General features: G+C 37.3%; 22 protein-coding genes. All 22 read right to left on the bottom strand.

Annotated elements, in window-relative coordinates; all coding sequences use genetic code 11:
• Positions 1 to 24 precede the first annotated feature (24 nt).
• Positions 25 to 1,329, bottom strand: coding sequence for a DEAD/DEAH box helicase (locus I6F42_RS01580; protein WP_197150354.1), 1,305 nt, complete (start codon positions 1,327 to 1,329; stop codon positions 25 to 27).
• Between the two features lie 67 nt (positions 1,330 to 1,396).
• On the bottom strand, positions 1,397 to 1,828 hold the full coding sequence (locus I6F42_RS01585; protein ID WP_010553021.1) for a hypothetical protein: 432 nt from the start codon (positions 1,826 to 1,828) through the stop codon (positions 1,397 to 1,399).
• Position 1,829: 1 nt separating this feature from the next.
• Positions 1,830 to 2,642, bottom strand: coding sequence for a MipA/OmpV family protein (locus I6F42_RS01590; protein WP_197150356.1), 813 nt, complete (start codon positions 2,640 to 2,642; stop codon positions 1,830 to 1,832).
• Positions 2,635 to 3,864, bottom strand: a complete 1,230-nt coding sequence (locus I6F42_RS01595) for a beta-ketoacyl-ACP synthase (RefSeq protein WP_197150360.1) — start codon at positions 3,862 to 3,864, stop codon at positions 2,635 to 2,637. The genes I6F42_RS01590 and I6F42_RS01595 overlap by 8 nt, the downstream gene beginning before the upstream one ends.
• Positions 3,864 to 4,589: a 3-ketoacyl-ACP reductase FabG2 gene (locus I6F42_RS01600; RefSeq protein WP_010553024.1), complete on the bottom strand. Its 726-nt coding sequence runs from the start codon at positions 4,587 to 4,589 to the stop codon at positions 3,864 to 3,866. Before I6F42_RS01600 ends, I6F42_RS01595 begins: the two co-directional genes overlap by 1 nt.
• Positions 4,589 to 5,050, bottom strand: a complete 462-nt coding sequence (locus tag I6F42_RS01605) for a hotdog family protein (RefSeq protein ID WP_010553025.1) — start codon at positions 5,048 to 5,050, stop codon at positions 4,589 to 4,591. Before I6F42_RS01605 ends, I6F42_RS01600 begins: the two co-directional genes overlap by 1 nt.
• Before the next feature lie 3 nt (positions 5,051 to 5,053).
• A complete protein-coding gene (locus I6F42_RS01610) occupies positions 5,054 to 6,223 on the bottom strand; it encodes a beta-ketoacyl-[acyl-carrier-protein] synthase family protein (protein ID WP_197150363.1) in 1,170 nt (389 codons plus the stop codon).
• A 1-nt stretch (position 6,224) separates the two neighbouring features.
• A complete protein-coding gene (locus tag I6F42_RS01615; protein ID WP_197150368.1) occupies positions 6,225 to 6,785 on the bottom strand; it encodes a DUF3261 domain-containing protein in 561 nt (186 codons plus the stop codon).
• Positions 6,786 to 6,787: 2 nt separating this feature from the next.
• Complete coding sequence (locus tag I6F42_RS01620; protein ID WP_197150370.1) at positions 6,788 to 8,062, bottom strand: NAD(P)/FAD-dependent oxidoreductase; 1,275 nt, start codon at positions 8,060 to 8,062, stop codon at positions 6,788 to 6,790.
• The gene (locus I6F42_RS01625; RefSeq protein ID WP_197150384.1) at positions 8,062 to 10,404 is read right to left on the bottom strand and encodes an MMPL family transporter; all 2,343 of its coding nucleotides are present in this window, start codon (positions 10,402 to 10,404) and stop codon (positions 8,062 to 8,064) included. The genes I6F42_RS01620 and I6F42_RS01625 overlap by 1 nt, the downstream gene beginning before the upstream one ends.
• Positions 10,373 to 10,936: a hypothetical protein gene (locus I6F42_RS01630; RefSeq protein WP_197150387.1), complete on the bottom strand. Its 564-nt coding sequence runs from the start codon at positions 10,934 to 10,936 to the stop codon at positions 10,373 to 10,375. Before I6F42_RS01630 ends, I6F42_RS01625 begins: the two co-directional genes overlap by 32 nt.
• Positions 10,926 to 11,354, bottom strand: coding sequence for a thioesterase family protein (locus I6F42_RS01635; RefSeq protein ID WP_010553031.1), 429 nt, complete (start codon positions 11,352 to 11,354; stop codon positions 10,926 to 10,928). The genes I6F42_RS01630 and I6F42_RS01635 overlap by 11 nt, the downstream gene beginning before the upstream one ends.
• A 9-nt stretch (positions 11,355 to 11,363) precedes the next feature.
• On the bottom strand, positions 11,364 to 12,920 hold the full coding sequence (gene hutH, locus I6F42_RS01640; protein WP_010553032.1) for a histidine ammonia-lyase: 1,557 nt from the start codon (positions 12,918 to 12,920) through the stop codon (positions 11,364 to 11,366).
• A gap of 19 nt (positions 12,921 to 12,939) precedes the next feature.
• A complete protein-coding gene (locus I6F42_RS01645) occupies positions 12,940 to 13,929 on the bottom strand; it encodes a family 2 glycosyl transferase (protein WP_010553033.1) in 990 nt (329 codons plus the stop codon).
• Positions 13,930 to 13,942: 13 nt separating this feature from the next.
• Entirely contained in the window at positions 13,943 to 14,680 is a 738-nt protein-coding gene (locus tag I6F42_RS01650) for a glycosyltransferase family 2 protein (protein ID WP_010553034.1), read from the bottom strand.
• Between the two features lie 12 nt (positions 14,681 to 14,692).
• Positions 14,693 to 15,049, bottom strand: a complete 357-nt coding sequence (locus I6F42_RS01655) for an acyl-CoA synthetase (protein WP_010553035.1) — start codon at positions 15,047 to 15,049, stop codon at positions 14,693 to 14,695.
• Positions 15,042 to 16,370 carry an AMP-binding protein gene (locus tag I6F42_RS01660; protein ID WP_197150399.1) on the bottom strand — a complete coding sequence of 443 codons (1,329 nt, stop codon included), beginning with the start codon at positions 16,368 to 16,370 and terminating at the stop codon, positions 15,042 to 15,044. The genes I6F42_RS01655 and I6F42_RS01660 overlap by 8 nt, the downstream gene beginning before the upstream one ends.
• A complete protein-coding gene (locus tag I6F42_RS01665; RefSeq protein WP_010553037.1) occupies positions 16,354 to 16,920 on the bottom strand; it encodes a hypothetical protein in 567 nt (188 codons plus the stop codon). The genes I6F42_RS01660 and I6F42_RS01665 overlap by 17 nt, the downstream gene beginning before the upstream one ends.
• The gene (locus tag I6F42_RS01670) at positions 16,920 to 17,174 is read right to left on the bottom strand and encodes an acyl carrier protein (protein ID WP_010553038.1); all 255 of its coding nucleotides are present in this window, start codon (positions 17,172 to 17,174) and stop codon (positions 16,920 to 16,922) included. Before I6F42_RS01670 ends, I6F42_RS01665 begins: the two co-directional genes overlap by 1 nt.
• A 56-nt stretch (positions 17,175 to 17,230) precedes the next feature.
• A complete protein-coding gene (locus I6F42_RS01675; protein ID WP_010553039.1) occupies positions 17,231 to 17,488 on the bottom strand; it encodes a phosphopantetheine-binding protein in 258 nt (85 codons plus the stop codon).
• Entirely contained in the window at positions 17,481 to 18,275 is a 795-nt protein-coding gene (locus I6F42_RS01680) for a 1-acyl-sn-glycerol-3-phosphate acyltransferase (protein ID WP_010553040.1), read from the bottom strand. Before I6F42_RS01680 ends, I6F42_RS01675 begins: the two co-directional genes overlap by 8 nt.
• Positions 18,257 to 18,985, bottom strand: coding sequence for a beta-ketoacyl synthase chain length factor (locus I6F42_RS01685; protein WP_010553041.1), 729 nt, complete (start codon positions 18,983 to 18,985; stop codon positions 18,257 to 18,259). Before I6F42_RS01685 ends, I6F42_RS01680 begins: the two co-directional genes overlap by 19 nt.
• Positions 18,986 to 19,054 lie beyond the last annotated feature (69 nt).

Here is a 19,054-nt window from a genome sequence, read left to right on the forward strand (position 1 = left end):
GTTTTTTAAACTAAACGGCGTTAACTATGACTTTTTAAGTGACAGTTTTTCGCCTTTTAAGCTTTTACGAACGCTTGAAATACGTGAGCGATTTACTGCTCTCGCTTCACCGGTTGCTTGTCCTGATAACTTGTTAGAACGTGTACGGCGTAAATGCGCTGGTTTTTTACCAATTTTATCAATTAGTACTTCACGGTTACTTACTTCATAACCTTCTAAATATACACGTTTGATTTTCTGGCCGATTAGCGTTTCAATTTCAAACAAAGTGTTTTCTTCTTCGCGGCTAACAAATGAGATTGCTTGACCTTGGCGACCAGCACGACCTGTGCGGCCAATACGGTGAACGTAATCTTCTGCAAGCCAAGGTAAATCAATATTAATTACACGAGGTAAGCCATCAATATCAATACCACGAGCAGCGACTTCTGTAGCCACTAATACGCGTACCTTGCCTTCTTTAAATTCACGTAAAGCACGACGACGGTTACCTTGAGATTTATCACCGTGGCAAACGCCTGCCGGGATACCATCAAGGTTAAGCTCTTTAACAAGCTCATCAGCTGTTTCTTTCATGTTTACGAAGACAAGCACTTGTTGCCAGTTTTTCTTACCAATCAATTCAGAAAGTAGCTCTTGCTTACGACGCTCTTCAACAGGGTAAACAACATGCTCAACGGTGCTTGCTGTACTGTTAGTTTGATCAACACGCACTATTTCAGCTTGTTTCAATACTTTAGATGCAAATTGTTTAATTGCTGCAGGGAATGTAGCAGAGAAAAGTAAAATCTGGCGCTCTTCTGCACAGCTTTTAATCACGTTTTGCATATATTCAATAAAGCCCATATCAAGCATACGGTCAGCTTCATCAAGAACAAGGTGCTTAACACTTGCAAGGCTTAAGTTACCTAAACGAATATGATCAAATAAACGACCTGGCGTTGCAACAACAATATCTACACCTTCTTTTAAAGCATTTGCTTGGCCGGCAGTGCTAACACCACCAAATAAGCTAACGACTTTAAGTGATGTATGCTTTGCAAAATCTCTAAAATTATTTGCAATTTGTTCTGCAAGTTCACGCGTTGGAGCAAGTACTAATGCATGAGGTGCATTCGTTGTGCTGAGTTCAGACTCAACCAATTTTTGGATGATAGGTAAAGCAAACGCGGCAGTTTTGCCGGTACCAGTTTGTGCACTGGCTAAAACGTCTTTACCTTTACGAACAGCAGGAATTGCTGCGCGCTGAATGGGCGTAAGAGTGTGATAGTTAAGTTCGTCCAACGCCTGGATGATTTCAGGAGCGAAACTAAAAGATTTAAAATTCATGCTGTATAACCTACGGCCACATTATCAAGGGTCGCAAATTATACAGCAAAAAAGTGCTAACAGTTAGTTATAACTTAACTAAAGTGCCTTTTAATGCAACACCAGCCATAATAGTACCTGCACCACATTCAAATTCAGTACTACTGACAAACTCACGTTTTTTGTAATATGACTGAATATTAACAACTGCATTCATGCCTTCTTTTACAGCACGCTCTTGTAATGCTTTAAGTGCACTTAACATTACCCACTCACATGCCTCAGTATCAGACTTACCAAATGCATTGGTTTTTTTATTAGTGATTACTTCACCGTATTTGCTGCTTTCTTTTGAATAGCTTTGATCAGCAAAGTAAAGTGGTATATCCAATAATGCATTTTTTGCTTTAGTTGTTTCTAGCAATTTTTGAATTGGGTATTTACTAATATCATCACGGGCTTGAGCAGCCGATGTCATTAATACTGTGGCAATAAGCAACGTACTTATAATCGTTTTCATTTTATCTTCCTTCTCGTGTATAAAATTTCCATGCAACTCCAAAGCCAAGCGATACATTACTGTTTTGCTTAACTAAAGGACTCTGTTGCTGCTTTGTATTTGCTAGGTAATCATATTTTACAAAACCACCTAACCAATATTTTTTAGTATCAAGATTTATCCCAATGGATAAATCTGATCCTGAATATCCGGAACGGTTATTAAACTCAGCTCGTTCAGCACTACTATCAAGTAATGAAATACCATAATAATAATTTAAATACCGATCGTCAGCAAAATTAGCATTTGCTCTAATACTGGTGCTTAACTCATAGTCATTCGTTATTAAAAGTGGCGACTCGAAATAAACACTAGGTCCATAATGCCAACCTACATTAGTGATAGACCCAAAATCGGTAGCCATAGCTTTTCGAGTAAAAAGCCCAAAATATAGGTGGCGTTTTGTTTGTGGGGTTCCTATTAAATAATAATTTAATGATGGCCCCAGCTCAAACACCCAATCTAAGTCATCTAAGCCTTCTCGTGCAGTGTTATCTTTACTGTCAATAGCAATACTTACACCGGCAGAAATGTCTAAATGCAGGTTCCCATGCTGCCACAAGTAGCCTGTAAAGCTATTGCGGTCGATATCTAAATCATCACTTTGATAACGGATATAAGGTACGGGGAGTGCATACTGTTCACTTTGATCAGAACCTAGGTAATGTGGGATGTCAGCCATAAAGATACCGCCACCTACTTCAAGCTTTGATGCACTAAACGAAAACGTACTAAATAAAATTAATAATAAGTATAACCACTTAACTTTACTCACCTTGAAACCGTTTAAAAATAAGAGATGTATTAATACCACCAAAAGCAAAGTTGTTACTCATTACAAAATTTGTATGGATCTCTCGACCTTTCTCAGTAATGTAATCAAGAGGTGCACATTCACTGTCTATTGTTGTTAAATTAATAGTGGGTGCAAACCAGTCATCATTCATCATGTTTATACTTGCCCATGCTTCTATTGCACCACACGCACCAAGAGTGTGCCCTAGATAACTTTTTAGTGAACTAATAGGCTTAGCACCTAATGCATTAAATGTTGCATGAGATTCTGCAATGTCACCTCTATCGGTTGATGTACCATGTGCATTAATATAACCAATTTGATCCGCTGAGATATTAGCATCTTGTAGTGCCATTTCGATTGCAACTTGCATTGTTTCAGAAGTTGGTTGTGTTAAATGTTGCCCATCAGAGTTACAACCAAAACCAACAACTTCAGCTAATATGGTTGCACCACGTGCTTTAGCGTGTTCATACTCTTCTAAAATGAGTGTACCTGCGCCCTCACCGATAACTAAGCCATCACGGTTTTTGTCAAACGGTCTTGGTGTATTTTTAGGCGTTTCATTTTTTGTACTCGTTGCATACAAAGTATCAAAAACAGCTGCTTCTGTAACACATAGTTCTTCAGCACCACCTGCGACCATCAATTTTTGGCGACCGAATTTTATCGCTTCGTATGCATAACCAATTCCTTGTGAACCCGAAGTACACGCTGAACTTGTTGTGATCACACGACCTTTTAAACCAAAAAATACGCCAACGTTAACCGGTGCAGTATGAGCCATCATTTGAATATAACTCGTCGCGGTTACGCCATTCATAGAACCACTTTCCATCATGCGACCAAAAGAGACTAAAGGCTCTGTTGAACCTATTGATGAGCCGTATGACACACCGGTAGAACCATCAGTTAAAGCTGGGTGATCCAACAATTGTGCTTGCTCTAAGGCTCGCTCAGTTGCAACTGTAGACATAAGAGAAACACGTCCCATAGAACGAACCATCTTTCGCGTATAGTTTGCTGGGCGACTAAAACCTTCAACGGGGGCTGCTAAATTGGTATTTAAGCCATCAATATAATCCCAGCTAGGCATACGTTTTACTGCATTTTCACCTTTTATTAAAGCCGCTTTGAATACATTCCAATCATCACCTAGCGCAGTGATAGACGCCATTCCCGTTACTACTACACGTTTCATTACGCCATTCCACCATTAACTTGAATTACCTGACGGGTAATATAACTTGCGCCATCAGACATTAAAAAAGCGACTGTTGCAGCCACTTCATCTACATTTCCCATACGGTTAGCGGGAATCATTTTTTTCATTTCGGCTATTGGTAAATCATCAGTCATACCAGTATCAATAAGACCAGGTGCCACACAATTCACTGTTATTTTTCGCTTTGCAAGCTCGACAGCAAGAGCTTTCGAAGCTCCAATAATACCTGCCTTTGATGCGCTATAATTAACTTGCCCACGGTTACCAGCAACGCCAGAGACCGATGACATAGCGACAATACGCCCACCTTTACGATTACTTACCATTGGCATAACTAAAGGATGCAACACATTATAAAAGCCATCTAGGTTTGTGTGTATTACGCTATCCCACTCTTCATCTGTCATTGCAGGAAATGCAGTGTCAGCTGTAATCCCGGCATTGCATACCACGCCATAAAATGCACCATGTTGCTCTACATAACCATCTAAAATTGTTTTAGCTGATTCTCTATCTGCAACATCAAATTGCAAAATATCAACATTGACACCTAGAGCAATAATTTCAGATTTAACCTGTTGTGCCGCTTCTATTCCTGAGCGACAATGCAAACTAATATCAAAGCCATCTTTAGCAAGCTTTAAAGCAATGGCTTTACCAATACCTTTACTCGAACCGGTTACTAGTACACGTCTTGACATTAAATTTGCTCCGCTAAAAATTGGCTAGGGTTTTCTGGTTGAAATACATTAATTTTGGCATCCACTAATAGCGCGTCGCCTTCTTTAATTTTGCACTCAAATGCACTTAAACCACTTTCTTCACTATATAATTTTTCAACTTCAATGGTTAAAGTGCTATTGAGAGAAAAACCAGTGCAATGCATTTTATACTTACGGCTGCTTACTAAAAATCCAACTTCTACTTTAGCACCACTATCTACTTGGTTTGCGTTAGCATAAGCAGCAATAGTTTGTGCCATATATTCAATTCCAACATGGCTTGGTACCTGCTTTAACTCAGGGTCATAAAAATTACTTTGAGGAGTAATTGTAACAAGGCAGCATCCTCTAATTTCGTCATAACTTTCTAGGCTATCGATTAAAATCATTGGTGCAGTGTGAGGTAATACACTTTCGATTGGGTGATGAGGGTGATTCATAGCTTATAGTCCGATTAATACACTGACGTTATTACCGCCAAATGCAAATGAGTTTGATAAACAGGTAGTTATTGTAGAAGGGTGTTTAGCACCAACTGAAACAAGGTTTATTTTGGGTAAATTGGTATCTTGTTCACCATCCCATACATGAGGAGCATAATCATTGCCCCCTAGTAATAACCAACATAAACCTACTTCAGTCGCGCCAGCGGCACCTAATGTATGGCCAATCATACCTTTAGATGAGCTACATGGTGTTTTAATGCCAAAAACATTCATTACAGCAATGGCTTCCATTTCATCATTTTTAGGCGTTGCAGTACCATGCAAATTTACATAGTCGACTTCATTTATATTAATATTGGCGGCAGCTAACGCACTTTGCATTGCCATTGCAGCTCCTTCACCTTGTGGATGAGGTGCCGACATATGATGCGCATCACTGGATTCACCAACGCCTAATAATTTAACTTTTCCCTGCTTTTGTACAATACATAAAGCAGCGGCTTCACCTATGTTTATTCCATCACGATTTTTGCTTGATGGGTTTGATATACCTGCAGATGTTGATGCTAAGGCATGAAAACCATTTACCGTCATCCCACACAGGCTATCTACACCACCTACAATTGCAGCATCGGCTAATTCACAAGCTATCATTTCTTGCGCTGTCGCAAATGCTTTAGAGCTTGATGAACATGCTGTAGATAATGTAAAAGCAACGCCTTCTAAACCCAGCTCACTTTGAATAAATTGCGCTAGGTTGTCCATCTCTTGTTGCTGGTAATGATACTCACTCGGAAAAAGACCATCCCGCTGTTGAGTTTTCATTGCTTGTTCACCTTGAGCAATACCTGATGTACTTGTACCAACAATAACTGCAATTCGCTGTGCACCATATTGTTTTTTAAGCTCAGTAACGGGCTCTCTTAATTGCTCAAGTGCATGTGCTGCCAATTGATTATTTCGAGTTTGAAACTCAAGAGGTCGGTCAGTTAACTCGGGTAACTCTGCATCCACAGCGCCAACATAAATAGGACCTTCGTCAAATAAAGTATTGTTGATAACAATACCCTCTTGACTACCTGCAAGTAAGTTACGTTTTATACTTTGATTATCACACCCTAGTGCATTTATCATGGCGTAATGGCTAATAAATAGCGGTTGTTGCATATTAATATTCTTCTAATCTTTCTATAGTTAAGCGATAATTCTGTTCGTTATCAACAAGTTGAGTCTGTGATGCATTATATATAACTTCACGAATTAATGTATCGCCTCGATAAAAACGACGTGTTAGTTGCCCTGCAATAGCAGCTTGTGTTATTTGGCAGTTTTTACACATATGTTGTTTAAGTAGTGCTAATGGCCAAAATGCACTTTGCATATCATAAATAATTTTTTTTCCGTCAAGGTCAACTCCTAACGAATTAGTCGTTGTTAACTGCTCCGTGAGGGTATTAAACTGCAACTGAGATAGTGGAACACCTTCAAAACTCAATGCTGCAACTTTGATCATTTTCTCAGAAAATTCAGTAGACACTAGCATTGACTGCTCAACAACACCTGAAAATTGAAACTTCTCAAGCCAGCCTTTGCCAACCATTTCATTAGGTATTGGCATTAACTCAAACAATGCAGTATCAACTTTTGGTTTATGAGTAATCTGGCAAGCATTTAAAAACACAATAAAAATGATAATAAATGCCGCTTTAATACTTTTATTAAACAACATACTTATACAACAGCAGCATCATTATCAGCCATTTCAGAGTCACATATTTTTTCTAAAATATTAAGACCTCGTTTAGTGTTTTTAACGAACGGATTTTTTTTATCCCATGCATAACCCGCTAAAATGGAGCAAACCATTGCTTTTACATCAGGCTGACCATCTGCAAAAAAGATAACTGATTGTAAACTCGTATCATACCAAGAGTTCACAAAGTATTTGAATACAGTGATCCCTTCACGCAGTGGTATTTCATATTCATTTTTCCAATCAACAGTCTCACCTTGTAATTGTTTAACCACAAGTTCAGATGCCTGTACCGCAGAACGAAGTGCAATTGTAACCCCAGAAGAAAATACGGGATCTAAAAATTCACCTGCATTGCCCAATAACGCAAATTTATCACCATGTAACTGTTTTACATTTGCTGAGTAACCGCCAATAGTGCGAACAGGAGCAATTATTTCAGCATCAGCTAACAATGATGATAAGTTATCATCTTCATTAATAAACTTAAGTAATATTTGCTCAAGGCTCATATCTGGATTTTCTATCTGTGCGGTTTCACCCACAACGCCTACGCTCACCGTACTGTCACTAAATGGGATAAGCCAATACCACACGTCAGGAATATCTGGGTGAACTGTAATAAGTATTTTATTACGATCAAATTTAGGACAATCTATATTATCTTTAAAATGTGTAAATACGGCTTTACGAGGTGATAACTCACTCGCTTCTTCTAAATCTAATAAACGAGGAAGAACTCGACCAAATCCACTTCCATCTAAAGTGAAACGGGCTGTTATTTTACTTTTTTGCTCCGTTTTTAAATTAGTAATGTCAATGCACGTACCATTTTCGTTAGTTGTGAAGTTTGTAACACGGTTCCCAAAACGAATTTCAGCTCCTTGATTAATCGCTTCTTGAGCTAATAAATTATCAAACTCAGCGCGTTTAACTTGATAAGTTGTACCAGGGCCTTCACTAAACTTTTCTTCAAAATTAAAGTTGGTGTGATGACCACTTCGGTAAAATGCAGCGCCATTTTTAAATTGGAAACCCAGTTTTTCAGCATTTTCTATTAATGTGTCTAGCATATTTGCTTGGCGTAAATAATCCATTGATTGTGGTAATAAACTCTCACCAATAGAAAAACGAGGAAACTCATCTCGCTCTACTAAACATACACTTAAACCATGCTGCATTAATAAACACGCAGCAACTGTTCCTGACGGACCAGCACCGATTATAGTTACATCAAAATCAGTTGATATCATTAAATATTCCTTTTCGATACAAGAGTAAGGCGCGGGGCCATAATGAACACCATAACAACACCTATAAATACAGTGAAACCAAATTGGCTCACCGCGGGTGTTGAGCTAACAATTAAAATTGCAAATACAAATAAAGAACTTAAAGCTGAGATGAGCGTGGTTAATGTTATTTTTTCACAAAGACCATGCTCAGCATAAAATACGCAGTAGTCTAAACCCAATGCCAAAATGAGTATGCCCGCTACATAATTAAACACACTTAAGCTGTCAAAAAACCATGCACTAATAACAAGTGCTATTACCATAGCAATTGCAGGTCGGCTTACGGCAATAAACGCATTAAGCAATCCGTATCGTAGCCAAAAAACAAGCATTGCAGCACCAAGTGCAAAAATATAAATTAAAACCAAATGATGCCTAAACAAACCTACCTGCTCACTTACAGCTAATACTTTATCAACAAAAAAAACATCTTTGTAGTTATTTAAGGTCCTTTCGAGCATTTTTGGATCGTTAATACCTTGCAACTTAATAATACTGTAGTAACGACTATTAATTTCGACCCATTGATCTGTAAATAAGTGGGCTATTTGGCTTTTTTGCCATGTTGGAAAATCTAACTGAGTTAATTCTGGATTATTTCGCATGTAAGGTAATTCTAATAATGTTTTTAATTGATTGAATAAACCGTCATTCTCGGCTTGCAACATTAACGCTTGCGACTTTTTCTGCATAGCAATTGAAGGCAACCACTGGCTGATACTTGAATATCTGGAAAAGGCATTATTTTTCTTTAGTTGGCTTAAGTCTTCAGCTAATTGTTCAGAGCGTTCCAATGTTTGCTGAGAAGAATCCCCCGCCACTAAAATATATGGGCTGTCCCATTGTGCATTTAATATTTCTGAAATTTTCTGTTGTTGAGTCACTAAGCTAGCTGAGCTTTTATAAAACGTACGCGGATCATCAACATTATTAACCACACTTAAAGCTACTATCGCTATAACTAAAAAACCAGCCTGCCACCAATAGTTTAAGCGTTTTTTGAGGAGTGCTTTTTGCCAATTATTAAGTTGAGTAACAAAGTGAGGAATTACGCTTGGTTTTTTTACAATAAAACCAGCAATACTTGGGTAAACAAGTAATACCGTAAGCAAAGCCCCCAATAAACCAGCCATAGTAAATACGGCAATTTGCTTAAATAGTACTAAAGGTGTAAATACTAAAATTAAATAACCGACTGTTGTCGTAATAAAACCCAATAAAAGTGACGAACGAATACTGAGTAAGGGGTTAAACCTGTCAACTTTACTAAAGCGTAATTCGCTCAATGCATGAAAACTATAATCAGCAGCAATACCAATTAATGTAACTGCAAATACCAACGTTAATATATTTACTTCAGTAAAAAATAAACGCAATGCACTGTAACCGTAAAGCATACTTATAGAGATGACAAATAACGTACAAAAAATACTTAACGTGCTTCTATAAACAACCATAATCAACAATAAAGTAGCAATAATGGAAATACTGCCAAATACAGTCATCTCGTTCTGAGCCGTCATACTTGCGTCAGCGGTAAAAAATGCGGCTCCGGTAACAAGATAATGTACACCGGATTTTTTTTCGTCATTTTGTCTTTTTATATCGTTAACTTTTGCAGCTATGTCTTTGGCTATATTTAAATCTAAGCCAGTATCAGAACTAATAAAATTAATAAGCACATAGTAAATTGTACCGCCAGAACGACCGTTTTTTATCTCATCTTGAGCAATAAGATAACCTTGGTAGTTTTTAAGCTTCATTGAGGGGGCGTATTGTTGATTAAAAAAATCAGCTAAACCCAAATTAGGATCAGAAGATAATGTTGCTGCCACCCACGGCGACCCCATTTCATTTAATAAACTAAATTGATAATTAAATACAGCATCTGAATTTTTGTTTTGTAATAGCTGTTTATACTTTTCACTCAGAAATGCATATTTATAAGGTAGGTAATCCTTAACTACAGATTGCAGTTCTGGAAGTGCTCCAAAATGAATATTAACTTCAATACCATTAATATCCCTTAGCGCAAATGCAGCTTGCTCTGCGTACTTTATCGCGTTGCTACGCTTTTTATGACCAACAAGCATGACGTGTTGACGCAACTGTTGCTGCTCAACTTTATCACTCACTAATCGCACATCCTCACTTTGTTCCACCGTAAATATCTGGTTAATATCTGCCACAATAGCAAAAGGCTTAAATAGCCATAAATAACTTAAACCAGCGAGTAAAATAAGTAATTGTAATCCCCAAAGGAGTAACTTAGTGCGTGAGTTTAACGACATCCATGTCATTTTGAGTCAGCTCCTTGCTGGTAAATACCATCATTATCTCTGTTTTATTATTTTGCTGGTCTGTTAATACTATACTGCGTTGACTTTCACCAAGTGCACACAAGTTAACATTGGTAAATAATGCAGCAACGTCTTTAAGTTTTGGTATTAAGTTATAACAACGTTCATTGTCTAAAGCGGTTATGTTCCAATCACTTTCATTAATTTGCCCACTAAGGAGCTTTGCAAGTAAATTGTTTATTTGCTTATCTTGAGTAAGCGTTTCATACGCTTTTGATGTATCTAAGCGACGATAAATCCCACTAGGCAGTAACAGCATTTCACTGCTAACCGGTGATATGGTGTGCCAGTAAACATGTTGATCATAAATAACAAATTCACCTTGCGATTTAATCGCCCGCTTTAAAAATGTAAAATGCTTAGCTTGGCTAAACTGTCCTTTACCCTGCAATACTTTAAAGCGACTAAAGTCATTAGCTGCAGCATGCGTACTAAAAAAAAATAAAAATACTAAAGCCAGTTTATTCAACATAAACCATCACTTTATCAGTAAATATACTTGGCGATTCAAATTGGAGATCTTGAGTATGTAAGTCCATCGCAACTTGTATCGTATAAGCTTTAGTCAGAACCTTATCCGTATCAAGGCATTCAATACGGTAATCAATTTTAATCCGCATCTCAAATTCAACCAAAGAGGCGTGAATACGTATACGAGATCCAAATACAGCCGATGCAACATACTTTAATCGCATATCAACAATCGGCCACATAAAGCCTGACTCTTCCATCGCATTATAGTTATAACCAATTTTATCTAGCAATGCGCAACGGGCGTCTTCTATGTATTTTACATAGTTACCATGCCACACAATTCGCATTGGGTCTAAATCATAAAATGGGACCACCATATCTATGGAGGCACTAACAATTGCTTTGGATTTTTTCATTATTTACCTTTAGCTATTTTGATAAAGTGCCCAACGTTGAGTTTGAATATACTCAATCGTTTGACGTAATATCATATCTGTTGGGCGATCTTCTTCTAATAAATCAAAGAAACTTGCTACATCATCAATCATTGCAGTAATTTCAGGGTTTAATGCAGAAGCATCAATTTCATTATTCAAAATACGAATTCGAACACCTTGCACAGCAGCCAATAAAGTTGCCGCGAGTACCTGTTCTGTTAGTTGTAAAATACGTAAACAGTCACGTGCAGCAATGGTCCCCATACTAACTTTATCTTGGTTGTGACACTCTGTAGAGCGTGAAAACACGCTGGCTGGCATCGTTAATTTAAGTGCTTCAGCAGTCCATGCAGAACAACCAATCTGAATAGCTTTAAAACCATGGTTAATAAAGTGACGTTCACTTGAAGCCGCACTTAAATTGGATGGCAAACCATTATTCATCTTAACATCAACCATCGTCGCAATTTGTCGATCTGCTAAATCAGCTAAATTTGCCACACAGTTTTTCATCGAGTCCATAGCCATTGCAATATGACCGCCATAAAAATGACCTCCGTGTAAAACATGCTCGCCAATACCATCAATAATAGGATTATCGTTAGCACTGTTAAGTTCATTTTCAATCATATTTCTTAACCATGGTAGGCTATCTTCAAGCACACCTATAACGTGCGGAGCACATCGAATAGAATAGCGATCTTGTAAGCGGTCTGAATTACGAGGATGCTCAACATGGTTTAAGTCATGCTGAATGCGTTTAGCAACATTTTGCTGACCAACATGCGGCTTAACACTAAATAAAATATCATCGAAGTGATTGCTATTACCTTTAAGCGCAATACTTGCAAGTGCAGTTATACGCGTCATTAAACGACTTGCGTACTCAGAGCGGTCGAATGCTTGACATGCTAGCGCCGTCATAACGGCGGTGCCATTCATAATAGCTAGCCCCTCTTTAGGGCGTAACGTAATTGCTTTTAAACCCTCAGCCGAAAATGCCTCTAATGAATTAACGACCTGATCTTTATAGTACGTATCACGTTCACCAATTAAGCTACCAGCAACATACGATAGAGGTGTTAAATCACCACTTGCGCCTACTGATCCTTCTTGTGGAATAACAGGAATAATATCGCGGTTGATCATCTCAACTAATAATTTAAGTAAATCCCAACTTACACCGGAATAACCTTGTGACAAAGACGCCAAACGACTTGCTAAAATAAGCTTACCTTGCTCTGGCGTAAAAAAATCACCCAAGCCACAACCATGAAAACGCGTTAGGTGTATTGGCAGCTCATTAACGAGTGATAAAGGAATTTCAACGGTGCATGAATCACCGTAACCGGTTGTTACACCGTATATATGACCTTCTTCAGCTAATAGCTTATCTAAAAAAGCGACGGCAGAATCAATTTTTTTTGCAAAGTGACTATCACCAGAAAGCGCAACTCCGCGCTTATCTTTTACAACACTGATAATGTCTTCAATTGTTAAACGGCCTGCACCAAATAATAGGTGACTTGATGTATTACTTTCCATTTACTACTTCTCCAGATATTTAGCTAGGCTTTGAATCTTTGTCTGTGGCTTTTGGCCAAAAATTAAAAAAATTGTACCATTGATACGGCGCTTTTTTACAATAAAACTCGAGTCGTTGAGCGAACTTAGTAGCCATTGACTGAAAATACGCTTGACGCTCTTTACGTTTAACCTTGATAGGGTCTGCAAATTTTTCAATGTACGTTTTATAACGTCCTTGCTCATTAATACAAAACATTAAAAATACAGGGCATTCCATAATGTTTGCAAGAGCAAATGGACCTACAGCAAACGGAGCATCTTCTCCTAAAAACGGCACATGATGTACACTATTTGGGTTATTAACCGATGTACGGTCAGCAAATATAATTACGGCTTCACCGTCGTCTAATTTTTGCTTTAATTTAATTGTATCATCTGGACCAAAGTTATTGATATGAATAAAATTAATGGCTGCATCTTGGTTAACCTTCTTCAAAAAATTATTAAATGAAGGTGTATGCTCATTATAAGTAATCACGTTAAGCGGTCGTTTGTTATCTCCCATGCTAAAAATAGCACGACAAATTTCCATATTACCTAAATGAGCACTAAAAATAACAGCGCCTTTAGCCTCTAGTAATTGCTGATAACCTTCTGGTGTAGCAATTTCTAAATCTTTAATATTTACTTTACCAAGCCAAGCATCAAATTTATCTAAAATTGCCATACCAAACGAGAAGTACAACTTAAAACCTTGTTTAAAACGCGCCCAACCAGTGCGTTTATCCTCACCCATACTGACATTAAGATTATCTAAATAGTGCCAAATAGCTTGACGAGATAAACGACCTGTAACGTAAAAATAAAACATAACTGGTGTTAAAACTATTTTAAACAGCCACTTACCAAATACCTTGTATATAAATACCAATACTTCGATACCAAGCATAGAGCCGCGTTCTTTTAATTGTGACCAATGAAATGGTTTATCAACGTCGTTATGCGGTGCTTTTTTTTGCTCTGACACGCAATAAATCCCTCTATTTAAATTTGTTTATAATTAAACGTGGTAAACGCCACAACATGCCAAAAAAGAGTCTCGTATGCATTTTTGAAATTAACACGTTATCTTCCCACACATTAAAGTGTGATACTCCATTCTCTGGGTAATGAACTTTAGTTTTGATAAATTCAACAGGCGTGCCTTGCCAATAAAGCTTTACCATTACCTCTATATCAAAATCCATTTTATTACCCAAACGAGTACTATTTATAAGCGTTATATAAGCATCTAACGGATATACACGAAAACCACACATAGTGTCCTTTAATGCAAACGATAACGTTTCTATATAAACCCAAAAATGAGTTATAAAACGTCCATAATAACGTCCTTTTGATATTGACTCATCGTAGATAGGTTGCCCACTCACTAATGCTTTAGGGTAAAGCTTAGAGCGAGTCACAAGTTGGTCTACATCGTTTAAGTCGTGTTGACCATCAGCATCAATTTGAATTGCATGACTCCAGCCTGCTTGATGAGCATGAACAAGACCCGTTTGTACAGCGGCTCCTTTGCCACCATTTTCAATGCGGCGTACCAATGTAACCAAAGCAAACTCTGCATCTATTTCTTCAAGCACATTTTGCGTTTGTTCGTTGCTTCCATCATCAACCAATATAATAGGTAGATTAAAATCAACTAAAGCAGATATCGTATCGTGAATCACTAAATCGTGATTGTAATTTGGGATAACAAATCCATATTTACTCGACATTATAAAGCACTCTTATTCATCATTTAGCACTACTTTGCCTGATGCATGCTGCCCATGCTCTGAGCTGTAACTAAAGCTAAATTTAGTATTTTTAATTTTTTTTAATAATAAATCTACTTCGTAATTTGGTTTAACTATAATCTGAAATTTTAACGCATCAACTGAAATTGCTTTTTGGCAATCTACATTCAAATATTTAGTCAAATAATGCATCACCCAATCAAGTTGAGCTACACCGGGTAAAATTGGTGCTAGCGAAAAGTGACCTTGAAAATAAAATAAGTTTTCTGGTATTTTCAAACGCAAAAGCACATGTTCAGGGCTTTGTTCTATTACTTCACAAATAGGTTTATATACAAAATCAGTCAAACATTTTCTCCAATTGCATTTTTTCGAGTTTACCTTGCGTGTTATAAGGCAATGCCGACAAATAACGAAACTTACGTGGTACCACTAAAGGTTCAAAAAATGCTTTTAAATGACTCTTAAGAGCCTGTGAAAACTTAAATTTACCGTGCTCTGCTAATACAGCTTCACCCTCTTGGGTTAGCACTAATACTGCGGCAATTTCACTTCGTTTGTTTTGCTGCTCACTTTCAAGAAGTAATACATAGCATTCGTTAACCAAAGTGTATTGATTTATCTTCTGTGTTATCTCATCTAATGAACAACGTTTTTCTTCAATTTTAACAATGCGATCTGCTCGACCTAATAACGAAAACTGATTACTGTTGGTTAATTGCGCTCTATCATCTGTTTGATACCACTGACGCTGATCAACATAAGGCGATGAGATAATAAGTCTTTGTAAGTCATCTGTTTTTATTTTTATAGGCGTAAACGCTTGCCAGATTATAGACTCACTTTGTTGACGCCAAGCTATTCCGCCAGTTTCAGTACTTCCAAGCACTTCAACCGGTGAATAACCAAATTGCTCGCTTAGTAAATTAGCAGCAACTGATTGTAGTGGTCCACCAGATGAAAAACAGCAGCGTAATTTATCTTTAACAGATACTAATACGTTATCTTGAACCAATCGATGATAGTAAGCTGGGCTACTAATTAAGGTAATGTCACTTTTAACTGTATTTTCAATAAACGAAAGTAAATGCTCTGGATATTCAAAGCTACTAAAACAAACATTTCGACCAGAGTATAGAGGCCAAAGTACTTTAAATAACAATCCATAAATGTGTTGATGCGACACAGTAGCAACCAAAGTCGTATTTACAATTTGCCCGCCAAATTGATCTTCAAGTACATCAAGTTCTAAAACTAATTGCTTAAACGTTTTATCTACCGCTTTAGGTTCTCCACTCGAACCCGATGTAAAAAAACGAATATTTGTAAGCTCGTCAATATCAAGCGCAGCTGTAGTGCTACTTCTTAAATCTGGCGTAAATGTGATGTCAGCAGATGATAAGCTAGCATCACCACAAAATGCATCGGCATGGCTTAAGCATTGCGTGAGCTGAGCAGGTTGTCCATTTTGGGGCAAAACAATTGACTTTTTTGCCACTAATAAAGCAAAAAACAATACGCTAAACTGGTAGCTATCAGCATCAAAAAGCAACCACGTAGTTTCAGGTTGCTTAGAAAACTTTTTAGCGTGCTCGTTAACCTGCTCACGCCAAGTTGTAAAGTCATGGTTCTCACCATAAAAATAGTTATTATTATTTGGCCACTTCATTCGATTTATTTTTTGCCTTTTGCCATTTTCTTACAATCAATTCTATGATCATTAATAACCCCATCAGCAGATACGAAATCAAGCCATTATAGGTAAGCCATACTTTTGGATTTGGGTGAAATACGGTTACAGTCGCAATAAAACCATTCAATATAAAAAACACACACCACACTTTAGTTACTGATCGTGTGTAACGCTTTCCATGTTCATCTAGGGTTTCAAATTTGCCTGCAATAATTTCAATTACACTTGGGGGTCTATATAGTGAATAAGCAAACACAGCTAAAAAGCAGCAGCTAATAACAACAGGGTAAAACTTTAACGCTAATGCTGAATTTGCAAAAGTAGCAAAAAGTAATAACCCACACCCGCATGCAGTCATAATTTTTAAATGAGGAATTGTTGCTTTGCTGTCTTTAACCAACCAATGTCTTAGCAATAAAACGGCAACAAAAACACCACCAATAATTACCGGTTCACTGTACTGTAAGCCAAAATATACCGCAAAAGGGTAAGTTAATAATAAGCCAGCTAACAACGCCTTTTTCATTAAGCCTCAACAACCATTAGCTTTTCAATTGCGTCAATTACATCTTGTACGGTACGAACTTGTTTAAAGTCATCAGGTTCGATTTTTTTACCTGTTTGTTCGCGTAATTTTACAACCAAATCTACGGCATCAATGCTATCAAGATCTAAATCTTCATATAAACTTGCTGTGCGAGTAATGTCCTCAGGCTCTATCTCAAAATATTCCTGTAAAATATCGCTAAGCATCACAAAAATTTGCTCGCCGCTTTTCATGTTTTCATTATTCATATATATATCCAAATACTGTATCGCTTTATAAACGCAGTATGTTATGCCCTTGTTGCAGCTATAAAATCACATAAAGTTTTAACCGAGTAAAAATGCTTTTTACTGTCATCGGTATTTCCATCAATTTTTACATCGTATGCTTTCTTAATTGCGACACCTAATTCAAGTGCATCAATTGAATCTAAGCCTAAACCATCAACAAAGAGTGCTTCTTCATCGTTAATATCTGCGGCTTCAATGTCTTCTAAATCTAAAGTTTCGATAATTAGTTGTTTAACTTCAGTGCTTAAATCACTCATATTTTAATTTTTCCTCGTTAAGATAAGCTTGTAAATCGCGTGTTAGTTTGCGTACCGAATTAGTTATCTGATCGTCTTGTATATAAGGCGCAATCAAATAAGGTGGTAAAACACGCATCTTAAAGGTAAAACGGCGATCAGTTACCTGATACCACTTTTGTCCTTTGGTTAATGTTATTGGGTTTACATCAATTAAGATTGGTAAAATATCGACTTGAGTTCGAAGCGCAATGTTGCCTGCCCCTCGTTTAAAATGCCAAGGTTTACCTGGTATACTTCGAGTTCCTTCAGGGAACACTATAAGGTTGTTTCCACTAGCAAAGCTTTTTTTGCATTGCCCTAAAAAGTAATCTGGCTCAGCATCATTATTGATATAACCAGTGGCTTTAACTACACCTTTTAGAAAAGGGTTTTTCCATAGATCAGCTTTAACAACACAGTCTGCATGGCGCACAATAGAAATAAGCACAACAACATCGATTAAAGATGGGTGATTAGCTATTATTAACTGCCCTTTTGCTTGTTTTATTGCATCGAGCTTATCTACGTCTAAGCGTAATATGCCAACTAAGCGCATATAACCAACAAAAAATTTAAATGAATAATGCACTGCAGTTCGTGCAGCTTGATTTCGTTTATTTATATCACGATAAATAAGTCGTTGAATTGAAAAAATAATAACAGACAATGCCAAACCACCAGCACTAAACAATGCAAAGGCACTGCCTGTTGCAATAATACGGTATGCTTTTATCAATTGAGTCTTCATTAGCGCGATAGCTGCCATTGATATCTTTTTGAGTTTATTTCTAACTTATTATTTTGTGAAAAATAAAACTTTAAAAAATCGAGAGCTTGTAACTCAGCTGCTTCACTTTCTTTTACTTGATGATGACCAGTGCATTTTAACTCAAAACCGTTACTACTTTCACACGGTTCAATAAGCAACCCTACTGCTATATTGTCAGGTTTTTGTTGTACATAAGGTTGGTAATGTTCAGGTACAGCTTGGTCACTATATACATATAAAATACGCTCATAGCCACGAGTTTTTAGCTTTGCTACAGCATCTACTAATCCCATAAAAAAACTATCTTCACCTGCGGACATAGCGCAAAGTGGTGCTTTATTTCCAGCATAAATACTAAACAAACCACCCACAGCATTATGTACTGATAACGCAAAGTTAGTTGGGGAAAGCGTTTCTTTAGCTGCAACAGATGCAATTAATTTAGTCGTTTTGTGTAGGTCGCCATGGCGAGAAGAAAATACACTAGGAATGTTATGCTGAAATGCTTCACTTGCCTCTAAAGCACAGTGAAGTGTCAGTTTAGCAAATGCACTTAAACGTCTTCGCTGCATCGCAGGTATCTGTTTTAATTCAGGAAGAGTTAACGTTTGTGGGTTTACTATCATACCGTTAGAGTATGATTGCCAATCTTGGTGATTTATTTTTCCGTCGCCCCAAGCGATGCATTTTTTGATAATAAATTTCAATGTAATAATCCCTATTACAGCAGTGGTGACAAAAAGAGGCTAGATTCTACAGTCGCACTTGTTTTGATT

Source organism: Pseudoalteromonas sp. SWYJZ12 (assembly GCF_015864395.1).
GTDB lineage: Bacteria > Pseudomonadota > Gammaproteobacteria > Enterobacterales > Alteromonadaceae > Pseudoalteromonas > Pseudoalteromonas arctica.